The sequence below is a fragment of the Nocardioides sp. P5_C9_2 genome (assembly GCF_054049555.1).
Map to the genome: position 1 here is coordinate 1 of NZ_JBFUMD010000069.1, position 11,294 is coordinate 11,294.

Genomic DNA, 11,294 nt, shown 5'->3' on the forward strand with positions numbered 1-11,294 from the left:
ATCCTGGCGGCGCTGACGGGAGGTGACCCCGACGCCGCCGAGCGGGAGATCTGGCAGCACCTGGCCGAGACCCAGCGCGTGCTCACCGGCGTCGGGCGTCCCGCGACCGGCGTGGGAGGCTAGGCGCATGAGTACTGGTCCCTTCACGGGCGGCGACCTGATGGCCGGCCCCCCGCCCACCCACCTCCCCGCGGACCCGGCCGACGCCGAGCTCGCCGGTGGCGACGCACCCGCCACCGTCGTCCGCCGCCACCCCGCCTCCCCCGCCGCCTGGGCGGCCCTGGCGCTGCAGGCCCAGGAGGCCGGCGCCGACGACGTCACGGTCTACGCCTACTCCCGCGTCGGCTACCACCGGTCCCTCGACATGCTGCGCCGCAACGGCTGGAAGGGTCACGGTCCGGTCCCGTGGGAGCACGAGCCCAACCGCGGCTTCCTGAGGTCCCTCGCCCTGCTGGCCCTCAGTGCCCGAGCGATCGGTGAGACCGAGGAGTGGGAGCGCTGCTCGACCTTCCTGCGCGACTCGAGCCCCGCGGCGGCCGACGCCCTGCTCTGACGCCGGCCCGTCGAGTCCGRCGTGCCCAGGCGGGTGCGCCGGGTGCGCCGGGTGCGCCGGGTGCGCCGGGTGCGTGGTGTGAACTGAGTCACGGGGAGTAACCTCCCGCGCATGACACTCGGGCAGAACCCCCCTCCGGCGCGCCCCCAACCGGGCGCCACCCCTGACGTCCCTCCCACCGACCGCGGCAAGATGGTCCTCGCCGGCATCCTGCTGATGATCCCGATCGTCGCCCTGATGTGGGTGCCGTCGTACGCGAAGACCGACCCGGAGCTCTTCGGCTTCCCGTTCTTCTTCTGGTACCAGTTCCTCTGGGTCTTCCTGTGCTCGGGCCTGACCTGGACGGCGTACCGGCTCACCCTGGCCGCGCGCCCGCGTCGTACGCCGCGAGCCACGGAGGGTGACCGATGAGCGCGCAGGTGGTCGTGATGGCGGCCGACACGGGCATCAACGGCGTCGCGCTGACGGTGCTCGTCGCACTGTTCCTGATGGTCACGGTCGCGGGCTTCATGGCATCGCGGTTCCAGCGCGGCGACTCGTTGGACTCCCTCGACGAGTGGGGCCTCGGCGGTCGCAAGTTCGGCACGTGGATCACGTGGTTCCTGCTCGGCGGCGACCTCTACACGGCCTACACCTTCGTCGCCGTACCGGCCGCGATGTTCGCCACCGGCGCGGTGGCGGGCTTCTTCGCGGTGCCGTACACGATCGTGCTCTACCCGATCATCTTCATCTTCATGGCCCGGCTCTGGTCGGTCAGCCACCGCCACGGCTACGTCACGACGGCCGACTTCGTGCGCGGGCGCTACAACAGCCGCGGGCTGTCGCTCGCGGTGGCGGTCACGGGCTTCGTCGCGACGATGCCCTACATCGCGCTGCAGCTCGTCGGCATCCAGGCGGTGCTCGAGGTGGCCGGGGTCGGTGGCGGCGACAACATCTTCGCCAAGGACGCGCCCCTGTTCATCGCGTTCGCGGTGCTGGCGGCGTTCACCTACTCCAGCGGGCTGCGCGCCCCGGCGGTGATCGCGTTCGTCAAGGACATCCTGATCTACCTCGTCATCATCGTCGCGGTGATCTACCTGCCCGGCCAGGTCGGCGGCTGGGACGCGATCTTCGGCTCCGCGCAGGACAAGATGGCGACCACCAACGAGGCCACCGGCAAGCCGACGGGCGCGTTCATCCCCGGCGTGGGTGCCGGTTGGGCCTACGCCACCCTCGCCCTCGGGTCGGCACTCGCGCTGTTCATGTACCCGCACTCGGTGACCGCGTCGCTGTCCTCCAACAGCCGCACCACGATCCGCCGCAACGCCGCGATCCTGCCGGCGTACTCCTTCGTGCTGGGCCTGCTGGCCCTGCTCGGATGGGTGGCCATCGCGGCCGGCACCCAGCCGATCGGCCTCGACGGCGAGCCCAACGCGCAGCTGGTCATCCCGCAGCTGTTCGAGGACATGTTCCCGGCGTGGTTCGCAGGGGTCGCGTTCGCGGCCATCGCGATCGGCGCACTCGTGCCCGCGGCGATCATGTCGATCGCGGCTGCCAACACGTTCAGCCGCAACATCTACAAGGAGTGGCTCAAGCCCGACGCCACCCCGGCCCAGGAGGCGAAGGTCTCCAAGCTGATGTCGCTGGTCGTCAAGGCGTTCGCGCTGGTCTTCGTGCTCACGCTGGACAAGCAGAACGCGATCAACTTCCAGCTCCTCGGGGGCATCTGGATCCTCCAGACCTTCCCCGCGGTCGTGTTCAGCCTCTTCACGCGCTGGTTCCACCGCTACGCGCTGCTCGCCGGCTGGGCGGTGTCGATGGTCTACGGCACGGTGGAGGCCTACCAGGTCGTCAACCCCGTCACCGGCAAGCACTTCGGCGGCTCGCTGGCGCTGATGCCGGGCATCGAGCAGATGGGCTACATCGCGATGACGGCCTTCGTGCTCAACCTCGTCATCGCGGTCGTGCTCAGCGCGATCCTCAACGCGGCCAAGGTGTCCAACGGCGAGGACGAGACCATCGCGTTCGACTACGTGGCCGATGCCGACGACCCGCGCGTCCAGAAGGACCTGGCCGAGCACGACCGGCACGAGGAGGCGTACGGCGACGCGGACGACATCCCCGGCAACGCCGGCGCCCGGTGAGTCCCGTGGAGAGCCGCTGACACATGGTCGAGGTGCGCGTGCTCACCGCCGAGGAGGCGCCGCTCGCGGCGCGGCTGCTCGACGACTTCAACCGTGAGTACGACGAGCCGTCCCCCGGCGCGGAGTGGCTGGCGGGGCACCTGGCCGAGCTGATGGCCGGCGACGAGACCGTGGTCCTCGTCGCCGGCCGGGCCGACGGGCTGGGCGTGCTGCGGCTGCGACGCTCGCTGTGGGGTCCGGCCCTGGAGGCCTACCTCGCCGAGCTGTACGTCGTGCCCGACCGTCGCGGGCGGGGCATCGGCCGGGCGCTCCTGGGGGCCTGCATGGCGACCGCGCGCGAGCGCGGCGCCGACTACATGGACCTCACCACCACCGAGGACGACGTGGTGGCTCGCAAGCTCTACGAGTCCGCCGGCTTCGACCGGACCGAGGGCCGGGCTGACGGTGCGCTGGCCTTCTACTACGAGCGCACCCTGCACTGAGGCACGATCCGGTCACCGGCAGCGGCGACGGCAGGGGGGCCCGGTAGCCGCAGCGGCCCGCTGGACCCGGGGCGCAATCCCTGTTGGCAGGACCGCTGTCGAGGTCTAGCCTCGGTCCTGAACGGCCGTCCCAGACCCCGACGGCTCATCGCTCGCTCGGTGAGGAAGGGGACATGCCCGTGCTCCAGACCGTCGTCGCCGACGTCCTTCCCCGCGCGTGCACGTGCCGCCACCGCGTGGCCGGTCCAGGACCAGGGGGAAACGGGGGAACCGGGGGAACCGGGGGACGACAACGACGACGGGCCCGCATGCCGTGGGGGGCAGGCCCGTCGTCGTTGCCGTGACGTGAGTCAGGCGCCCAGCGAGGTGCCTGCCGAGCGCAGGTTCTGGCACGCCTCGACGATGCGCGCGGCCATGCCGGTCTCGCCCGCCTTGCCCCAGGCGCGGGGGTCGTAGGCCTTCTTGTTGCCGACCTCGCCGTCGACCTTGAGGACGCCGTCGTAGTGGGCGAACATGTGCCCCGCGATCGGGCGGGTGAAGGCGTACTGGGTGTCGGTGTCGACGTTCATCTTGATGACGCCGTAGTCGACGGCGGCACCGATCTCCTCGGCGGTGGAGCCCGAGCCGCCGTGGAAGACGAGGTCGAAGGGCCTGGCGCCGGCGTCGAGACCGAGCTCGCCCGCCACGGTCTCCTGGGCCGACTTGAGGATCTCGGGACGGAGCTTGACGTTGCCGGGCTTGTAGACGCCGTGGACGTTGCCGAAGGTCAGCGCCGTCATGTAGCGGCCCTTCTCGCCGACGCCGAGGGCGCGCACGGTCGCGAGGGCGTCCTCGGGGGTGGAGTAGAGCTTGTCGTCGATCGCACCCTCGACGCCRTCCTCCTCGCCACCGACGACACCGATCTCCACCTCGAGGACGATGTGCGCGGCCGCGCACTTCTCCAGCAGCTCCTGGGCGATCTGGAGGTTCTCCTCCAGCGGCACGGCGGAGCCGTCCCACATGTGGGACTGGAAGAGCGGCGCCTCGCCGCGCGCCACGCGCTCGGCGGAGATGTCGACCAGCGGGCGGACGAAGCCGTCGAGCTTGTCCTTGGGGCAGTGGTCGGTGTGCAGCGCGATGTTGACCGGGTAGTTCTTGGCGACCTCTGCGGCGTAGGCCGCGAAGGCGACCGAACCGGTGACCATGTTCTTGATGCTCGGGCCGGAGAGGTAGTCGGCGCCGCCGGTCGAGATCTGGATGATGCCGTCGGAGCCGGCGTCCGCGAAGCCCTGGAGGGCGGCGTTGAGGGTCTGGGACGAGGACACGTTGATGGCCGGGTAGGCGAAGGACTTGTCCTTCGCGGCGTCCAGCATCTGCGCGTAGACCTCAGGAGTGGCGATGGGCATGTCGGATCCTTTGGGAGGACGTCTCGGGACATCTCCGACCCTAGTGGCTGCCGTGCGCCGTGAGTACGGCAGATCTGAGGACGTCGGCGCCCCGCCGGACGCCGCACCGGTCTGATCCACCCGACCGATCGTCACCGGGACGCAACCGAACGCCCGCGGACTGCGTCTCCACGGCAAGGGGGAACCACCATGACCACCACGATCGACTGGGTGCACGAGATCGACGCGTCGTTCGACGGGCTCGGCACCACCGACGTCTACGTCGCCGGCACGCGACCGTCCCGCTGGCGCGCGCGTCGCGAGCTGCACGACACCGACGGGTTCAACGCCTATCTTCTCGACCGGCAGCAGCACGTGCGCCGGGTGGCGCACGCGATCTGCTGCGACTGGCGCCAGGCCGAGGACGCCGTACGCCGGACCCTGGCGGACGTGGAGGCGGCCTGGCCGCACCTCGCGGACGCCGCGGAGGCCGACGCGCTGGTGCACCGGTCGCTGGCCCGCCTCGACGTCCGCGACTCCCCGAGCCCGCGCAGCTGCGGGGCGGACCGCCCGGCCGACTACCCCGTCGAGGACCAGTCGCTGCTCTTCGACGGCCTCCAGTCGCTGCCTGCCGTGCAGCGCAAGGTGCTCGTGCTCCACGACTGGCTCGACGTGCCGGCCGACGAGGTCGCCGGCGCGCTCGGCATCGACGCGGCCCTGGTGCACCGGCACGCGGCCCGCGGCCGTGCCGCGCTGGCCCTCCTGATGCCCGACCAGGCCTGACAACCGATCGCCGCGTCGCCACGTACTCCCGGTGACGGTGCMGGACGGTGCCGGACGCGGCCGCACGGGGCCGCACGGAACGGGCCGGACGGGGAGAGGACACGAGCATGGACACGACGCAGCAGGACGAGATGCCGTCGGGCGCGGGGTGGTCGGAGGTGATCGACCGGTCCTTCGGCGAGGGTCCGACCCCGCCGGAGCCGGCGCGCTACCTCGCCGCGGGCCGGGCCGCCGTACGCCGCCGCAGGCTCGCCACGGGCGTCGCGTCGCTCGCCGTGGTCGCCGTGCTCTTCGGCGCCACTTGGGCCGCACTGCCGGGCGATGCCCGCGCCGGCGCGGGGCTCGTCGCCACCGACCCGTCGCCGAGTGCCGCGGAGGCGTCGCCGAGCAGCTCCCCCAGCAGCTCCCCCGGCGCCTCCCCCAAGTCCGTGAGGGCGGCGCACCCCGACGAGCTCGAGATCCTCGAGGGCGGCCCCGCCGTCACCAGCCTCGCGGACGGCACGCTCGTCCACCTCCCCGGCTGGAAGGTGGAGGAGCTCGTCGTCCTCGACGACCGTCCGCGCCACAAGGCCTGGGGCATCTCGGTCCGCAACGTGGACAGCTCGGAAGTGCAGTGGATCCTGCACTCCACCAGTCCCTCGACCAGCGGCTCGACGTGGGACGCACCCGGCAAGCGGTTCGCCCGCTTCGACGACTGGCTCGACGCGACGTGGACCGAGCAGCAGCGGTTCGAGGACACCGGCCCCGGGCAGCCGGTCGCCGCGGACGACTCGGTCGCCCTGTTCGTCGACGGCGACGTCGTCGCCGCGGACGGTGTGACCCTGCTCGAGGTCGTGATGCGCCCGGCCGAGGCCGCCGCCTACGGCCCGGTCGAGGAGCAGGCGGCCGTGCGGCTCCGCCTCGCCGACGGCAGCGTGGTGTTCGGGCGGGTGGACGCGTTCGGCACGACGACCGTCGACCCGGCCGTCCTCGACGCCCCCACGATGAAGGCGTTCCTGCGCCACCTGGCCGCCCAGGGCGACAACGGCGAGGGACTGCGGTGAGGCGCGACGAGCGCGAGGCGGCGTTCTCCGACTACGTCGCTGCCCGCCAGGTGCACCTGCGCCGGATCGCCTACGCGATCTGCGGCGACTGGCACCGCGCCGACGACCTGCTCCAGACGTCCCTGACCAAGCTGTACGTCGCGTGGCCGCGGGTGTGCGGCAAGGGCACCGAGGACGCCTACGTGCGCCAGATCATGGTGCGCGCCAACATCGACGAGCACCGACGGCCCTGGCGTCGCGAGCGGGTCACCGACCGGCTGCCGGAGCAGGCGGCGGAACCCGACCGGGACGTGGAGGAGCGTTCGGCCCTCTTCGACGCCCTGCAGGACCTGCCGGAGATGCAGCGCAAAGTGGTCGTGCTCCGGCACTGGCTGGGGCTGCCCGTCTCGGACACGGCGCGCGAGCTGGAGATCGCGGAGGGCACCGTCAAGAGCCACTCCTCCCGCGGGCTCGCCGCCCTGGAACGGGCGCTGGCCCCCAGCTCGTCCGGCCCGGGCCGACGGGGCTCAGCCTCGCCAGGCTGAGTCGCCGGACAGGTCGGCGTACGTCCGGATCCACGAGTGCATCGCGATCGCTGCGGCGGCGCTGGCGTTGATCGAGCGCGTCGAGCCGAACTGCGCGATCGAGAACGTCCCGTCGCACGCCGCCCGCGCCTGCTCGGACAGCCCCGGCCCCTCCTGCCCGAACAGGAAGCAGACCCGGCGGGGCACCTCCATCGTCTCGAGGTGCTGGGAGCCCGGGAGGTTGTCGATGCCCATCAGCCGGACCGGTCCCCCCGACGGCGCAGGGAGCTCGTGGAGGTAGGCCGCGAGGTCGTCGGGGGTGGGGTGGTGGCGGACGTGCTGGTAGCGGTCGGTGACCATCGCGCCGCGGCGGTTCCACCGGCGGTTGCCGACGATGTGCACCTCGCGGGCCAGGAAGGCGTTGGCGGTGCGCACGACGGTGCCGATGTTGAAGTCGTGCTGCCAGTTCTCGATGGCGACGTGGAAGTCGTGGCGCCGGGTGTCGAGGTCGGCCACGATCGCCTCGAGCGTCCAGTAGCGGTAGCGGTCGACCACGTTGCGCCGGTCGCCCTCGGCGAGCAGCGCCACGTCGTACCGCTCATCGGTCGGCCAGGACCCCTGCCACGGCCCCACCCCGACCTCGGGCGGGCCGTGCGGCATCGGGTCGTACGGCGCCCGCTCGTCGTCCATGGGGGCACCCTAGGCCGCGGAAGTTAGGGTGACCCGGTGACCCTGCTGCTCTCCCTCCATCCCCTGCTCCTCGGGATGGACTGGATGGATCCCGCCTGGCTCCTCGAGCACTTCGGGGAGGCCCTGTTCTGGCTCAGCCTGGTGATCATCTTCGTCGAGTGCGGCCTGTTCTTCCCGTTCCTGCCCGGCGACACCCTGCTCTTCGCGATGGGGCTGTTCCTCGCGACGGAGCAGATCGACGTCTTCCCCGGCCCGCCCGGGGTCGAGCTGATGATCGCGATGGTGCTGTTCATCCTGGCCGCGGTCGCGGGCAACATCGCGGGCTACGAGATCGGGCGCGCGATCGGCCCCCCGCTCTACGAGCGCGACGGTCGCATCCTCAGGCGCAAGTACTTCGACCAGACCACGGCGTTCTTCGACAAGCACGGCAACAAGGCGCTGGTCATCGGCCGGTTCGTGCCCTTCGTGCGCACCTACATCACCGTCGTGGCCGGCGTGACGCACATGGACCGGCGTCGCTTCTTCACCTGGAGCCTCGTCGGCGCGACCGGCTGGGTGGTGTCGATCAGCCTGCTCGGCTTCTTCCTCGGTGCGGCCTTCCCGTCGCTGGGCGAGAACATCGACAAGGCGATCGTCGTCATCCTCGCCTTCTCGGTGGTGCCCATCGCGTGGGAGTGGTGGCGGCACCGGCGCACGTCGAGCCACGAGGCCGACGACAACGACCGCGACGGCCGTCCCGACCGCGACATCTCCGGACGCGACGTCGGGCCGCTCTGAGCGATATCTCGCGGACCTCGCTCCGGGCCGTCAGGCCTGCGCGGCGTCCAGCTGCGCGCGGGTGAGCACGGCACGGACCTCGAGGCCGACGTCGGCGAGCGGGTTCTCCCCCGCCGGCGAGCGGTCGATGGCGCAGACGACGACCTCGACCGTCGCGCCCGCCTCGCGCAGCGCTCGGGTGGCGTCGCGCACGGCGCCGCCGGTGGTGATGACGTCCTCGACGATCGTCACCCGGCGACCCGCCACGTCCGGCCCCTCGGCCAGCTTGCAGGTGCCGTACTCCTTGGCCTTCTTGCGCACGAAGAGCGCAGGCAGCCCGGTCTTCGCCGACACCATCGTCGCGATCGGGATCCCGCCGAGCTCGAGGCCGCCGAGCAGCTCGGTGTCCTCGGGCAGCAGGTCGAGCATCTGGGCGGCGACCCGGTCGAGCAGTGCCGGCTGCGCCTCGAAGAGGTACTTGTCGAAGTAGGTGTCGGCGACCTGCCCGGAGCGGAGCGTGAACTCCCCGGTCAGGCGGCAGGTCGCGTCGATGTCGCGGGCAAGGGTCTCGTCAACGGGGATCTCGTCGGGCACGGCGACGAGACTACTCAGATGGTCTGCGTCAGATGGTCTGCGTCAGATGGTCGCGAGCGCCGGCCGCTACCGTCGCGGTCATGCGCACCTCGTCAGCACGCATCGCCTCCGTCCCGCCGACCATCTTCTCGGAGATGTCGGCCCTCGCGCTCCGCACCGGAGCGGTCAACCTCGGGCAGGGCTTCCCGGACGTGGACGGGCCGCCCTCGGTCATCGCCGAGGCGGTGCGGGCCCTCGAGGGTGGCGCCAACCAGTACGCCCCCGGCATCGGCGTACCCGTGCTGCGCCACGCGATCGCACGCCACCAGCAGCGTCACTACGGCCTCGAGCTCGACCCGGACAGCGAGGTGGTGGTGACCACCGGATGCACCGAGGGCATCGCCGCCGCGCTGCTCGGGCTGGTCGATCCCGGCGACGAGGTCGTCGTCCTCGAGCCGTACTACGACTCCTACCTCGCGATGATCGGGTTCGCCGGCGGAGTACGCCGCCCGGTCACCCTCCGCGCGCCCGACCACCGCCTGGACGCCGACGAGCTGCGCGCCGCGATCACCCCGCGGACGCGGCTGGTCCTGCTCAACACCCCGCACAACCCGACGGGCACGGTGCTGACCCGCGACGAGCTTCAGGCGGTCGCCGACGTGGCGATCGAGCACGACCTGGTCGTCGTCACCGACGAGGTCTACGAGCACCTGGTCTTCGACGACGCGTTGTCGACCGAGGGGCACGTCCCGCTGGCGACGCTGCCGGGCATGCGGGAGCGCACGCTGACGCTGTCGAGCGCGGGCAAGAGCTACTCCTTCACCGGCTGGAAGGTCGGTTGGGCGACGGGTCCGCGCGAGCTCGTCGCCGCGGTGCTGGCCGCCAAGCAGTGGTTGACCTTCACGTCCGGATCGCCCCTGCAGCCCGCCGTCGCGCACGCGCTGGACCACGAGCCCGACTTCCCGGCACAGCTCGCACGCTCCCTGCAGTCGCGGCGCGACCTGCTGGTGGCGGGGCTGGCCGACGCCGGCCTCACCGCCCGCGCCTCAGAGGGCACGTACTTCGCGACCACCGACATCGGCCACCTCGGCTGGGCCGACGGTCGTGAGTTCTGCCTGGCCCTTCCCGACGTGGCCGGGGTGGTCGCCATCCCTGCGCAGGCCTTCTACGACGACGTCGAGGAAGGCCGGCACCTCGTGCGGTGGGCGTTCTGCAAGGAGGCCGACGTGATCAGCGAGGGTGTACGCCGCCTCGCCGCCGCCGACCTGACGCGGCGCTGAGCGTGTCCGAGCCTCGACTCCGGCAGGCGGTCCGAGCGCTGCTGCTCGACGATGACGACCACGTGCTGCTCGTGCACTTCGACTGGGACGGGCTGGGGATCGAGGGCGGCTTCTGGGCCTGCCCCGGTGGCGGCATCGATCCGGGCGAGACTCCGGAGGGGGCGTTGCGTCGCGAGCTGGTCGAGGAGCTCGGGCTGGAGGATGCCGACATCCGGGGTGCCTTGTGGCGGCTCACCAGGATCTTCCCGATGCCGCTCTGGGACGGGCAGACCGAGGTCACCTACCTCGTGCGTGCCGCCCGCTTCGAGCCCCGGCCGCGCGTGGACCTGGTCGCCGAGGGCGTGCACGACGTCCGATGGTTCTCCCCGGACGACCTTGCCGCGGGAGCCGTGACCTTCAGCCCGCGGGACCTGCGGGTGCAGCTGGGCACGGTGCTGGCCGACGGAGTCCCCCGCCGTCCACGCGACATCGTGGCGCTCTGAGCCGGCTGGTGCGTCCGCCCGTGAGTCGCGTGATCTTCATGTGCGGGCCCTCAGGGTCCGGGAAGTCGGCGTACGCCAAGCGCCTCGAGAGCGACGGCATGGTCCGGCTCTCCTTCGACGCCGAGATGTGGCGTCGAGGGATCTCCACCGTGCCCCTCCCCCCGGACGTGCGCGAAGAGATCGAGACCGGCCTGCGGACTCGGCTCCTGGAGCTTGTCGGCGCGGGCACCGACGTCGTCCTCGACTTCTCGTTCTGGTCGAGGCGGATGCGCGACGACTACCGCGCATTGCTCGAGCCGACCGGAGTCGTGCCCGAGACGGTCTACCTCGCGACCGATCGCGAGACGGTCCTGAGCCGCATGAGAGCCAGGCGAGGCAGCCACTCCGATGACTTCGTGCTCGACGACGACCTCGTCGCTCAGTACTTCGACCACTTCGAGCCGCCGACGCCGGACGAAGGCCCGCTCACCGTCATCCGGTAGTCGAGTCGAGGGTCTGGTCGACGCTCTCCACCAGCTCGACGCGCGCACGCAGACCTCCCGATGACGGCAGTCCGGGAACGGATGCCATCCGGGTGTCGCCGATGGCGACGCCTATCTGCGGCGGTGGAAGCGGAGGTCTCCGTTGGGGAGTCGGTCGTGGAGGTAGCGGTCGTCGTGGGC

Annotated in this window: 14 protein-coding genes; 11 read left to right on the plus strand and 3 right to left on the minus strand. The window is 71.6% G+C overall.

The window, feature by feature from the left end; translation table 11 throughout:
* The first annotated feature begins 127 nt into the window (after positions 1-127).
* The 4 genes from ACXJKL_RS05460 to ACXJKL_RS05475 all read left to right on the plus strand — a co-directional run bounded on the left by ACXJKL_RS05460 (position 128) and on the right by ACXJKL_RS05475 (position 3,158).
* Positions 128-553: a DUF3151 domain-containing protein gene (locus ACXJKL_RS05460; protein ID WP_457206045.1), complete on the plus strand. Its 426-nt coding sequence runs from the start codon at positions 128-130 to the stop codon at positions 551-553.
* A 111-nt stretch (positions 554-664) separates the two neighbouring features.
* Positions 665-964, plus strand: coding sequence for a DUF3311 domain-containing protein (locus ACXJKL_RS05465; RefSeq protein ID WP_457206046.1), 300 nt, complete (start codon positions 665-667; stop codon positions 962-964).
* The gene (gene mctP, locus ACXJKL_RS05470; protein ID WP_457206047.1) at positions 961-2,676 is read left to right on the plus strand and encodes a monocarboxylate uptake permease MctP; all 1,716 of its coding nucleotides are present in this window, start codon (positions 961-963) and stop codon (positions 2,674-2,676) included. Before ACXJKL_RS05465 ends, mctP begins: the two co-directional genes overlap by 4 nt.
* A 23-nt stretch (positions 2,677-2,699) precedes the next feature.
* Positions 2,700-3,158, plus strand: a complete 459-nt coding sequence (locus tag ACXJKL_RS05475; RefSeq protein ID WP_457206048.1) for a GNAT family N-acetyltransferase — start codon at positions 2,700-2,702, stop codon at positions 3,156-3,158.
* A 350-nt stretch (positions 3,159-3,508) separates the two neighbouring features.
* On the opposite strand, the gene fbaA is transcribed toward ACXJKL_RS05475, so the two are convergent.
* A complete protein-coding gene (fbaA, locus tag ACXJKL_RS05480) occupies positions 3,509-4,543 on the minus strand; it encodes a class II fructose-bisphosphate aldolase (RefSeq protein WP_457206049.1) in 1,035 nt (344 codons plus the stop codon).
* A gap of 189 nt (positions 4,544-4,732) precedes the next feature.
* Between fbaA and ACXJKL_RS05485 the strand changes: the two genes are divergently transcribed.
* The 3 genes from ACXJKL_RS05485 (at position 4,733) to ACXJKL_RS05495 (ending at position 6,872) form a co-directional block, all read left to right on the plus strand.
* Positions 4,733-5,305: a sigma factor-like helix-turn-helix DNA-binding protein gene (locus tag ACXJKL_RS05485; RefSeq protein WP_457206050.1), complete on the plus strand. Its 573-nt coding sequence runs from the start codon at positions 4,733-4,735 to the stop codon at positions 5,303-5,305.
* A gap of 107 nt (positions 5,306-5,412) precedes the next feature.
* A complete protein-coding gene (locus tag ACXJKL_RS05490; protein WP_457206051.1) occupies positions 5,413-6,348 on the plus strand; it encodes a hypothetical protein in 936 nt (311 codons plus the stop codon).
* Positions 6,345-6,872, plus strand: coding sequence for a SigE family RNA polymerase sigma factor (locus tag ACXJKL_RS05495; protein WP_457206052.1), 528 nt, complete (start codon positions 6,345-6,347; stop codon positions 6,870-6,872). Before ACXJKL_RS05490 ends, ACXJKL_RS05495 begins: the two co-directional genes overlap by 4 nt.
* Here the strand turns inward: ACXJKL_RS05495 and ACXJKL_RS05500 are convergent.
* Entirely contained in the window at positions 6,855-7,541 is a 687-nt protein-coding gene (locus tag ACXJKL_RS05500) for a TrmH family RNA methyltransferase (RefSeq protein ID WP_457206053.1), read from the minus strand. The two genes, ACXJKL_RS05495 and ACXJKL_RS05500, sit on opposite strands and share 18 nt — an antisense overlap.
* 36 nt (positions 7,542-7,577) lie before the next feature.
* Here ACXJKL_RS05500 and ACXJKL_RS05505 point away from each other — a divergent pair, with 36 nt between their 5' ends.
* The gene (locus ACXJKL_RS05505) at positions 7,578-8,318 is read left to right on the plus strand and encodes a DedA family protein (RefSeq protein ID WP_457206054.1); all 741 of its coding nucleotides are present in this window, start codon (positions 7,578-7,580) and stop codon (positions 8,316-8,318) included.
* A 30-nt stretch (positions 8,319-8,348) separates the two neighbouring features.
* Here the strand turns inward: ACXJKL_RS05505 and pyrE are convergent, their stop codons facing one another.
* Positions 8,349-8,891, minus strand: a complete 543-nt coding sequence (gene pyrE / locus ACXJKL_RS05510; protein WP_457206055.1) for an orotate phosphoribosyltransferase — start codon at positions 8,889-8,891, stop codon at positions 8,349-8,351.
* Between the two features lie 80 nt (positions 8,892-8,971).
* Here pyrE and ACXJKL_RS05515 point away from each other — a divergent pair, with 80 nt between their 5' ends.
* Genes ACXJKL_RS05515 through ACXJKL_RS05525 form a run of 3 tightly spaced genes read left to right on the plus strand, consistent with a single transcriptional unit; the run spans position 8,972 to position 11,114 of the window.
* Complete coding sequence (locus tag ACXJKL_RS05515; protein ID WP_457206056.1) at positions 8,972-10,150, plus strand: pyridoxal phosphate-dependent aminotransferase; 1,179 nt, start codon at positions 8,972-8,974, stop codon at positions 10,148-10,150.
* Positions 10,151-10,152: 2 nt separating this feature from the next.
* Positions 10,153-10,632: an NUDIX domain-containing protein gene (locus ACXJKL_RS05520; protein WP_457206057.1), complete on the plus strand. Its 480-nt coding sequence runs from the start codon at positions 10,153-10,155 to the stop codon at positions 10,630-10,632.
* Between the two features lie 20 nt (positions 10,633-10,652).
* Positions 10,653-11,114, plus strand: a complete 462-nt coding sequence (locus tag ACXJKL_RS05525; RefSeq protein WP_457206058.1) for an AAA family ATPase — start codon at positions 10,653-10,655, stop codon at positions 11,112-11,114.
* The last annotated feature ends 180 nt before the right edge of the window (positions 11,115-11,294 follow it).

Excerpts from the sequence above, each read along its gene's own strand:
- ACXJKL_RS05460 (WP_457206045.1), top strand. The coding sequence starts at position 128 with ATGAGTACTGGTCCCTTCACGGGCGGCGACCTGATGGCCGGCCCCCCG.
- ACXJKL_RS05500 (WP_457206053.1), bottom strand. The coding sequence starts at position 7,541 with ATGGACGACGAGCGGGCGCCGTACGACCCGATGCCGCACGGCCCGCCC.
- ACXJKL_RS05490 (WP_457206051.1), top strand. The coding sequence starts at position 5,413 with ATGGACACGACGCAGCAGGACGAGATGCCGTCGGGCGCGGGGTGGTCG.
- ACXJKL_RS05515 (WP_457206056.1), top strand. The coding sequence starts at position 8,972 with ATGCGCACCTCGTCAGCACGCATCGCCTCCGTCCCGCCGACCATCTTC.
- ACXJKL_RS05475 (WP_457206048.1), top strand. The coding sequence starts at position 2,700 with ATGGTCGAGGTGCGCGTGCTCACCGCCGAGGAGGCGCCGCTCGCGGCG.
- ACXJKL_RS05465 (WP_457206046.1), top strand. The coding sequence starts at position 665 with ATGACACTCGGGCAGAACCCCCCTCCGGCGCGCCCCCAACCGGGCGCC.
- ACXJKL_RS05485 (WP_457206050.1), top strand. The coding sequence starts at position 4,733 with ATGACCACCACGATCGACTGGGTGCACGAGATCGACGCGTCGTTCGAC.
- mctP (WP_457206047.1), top strand. The coding sequence starts at position 961 with ATGAGCGCGCAGGTGGTCGTGATGGCGGCCGACACGGGCATCAACGGC.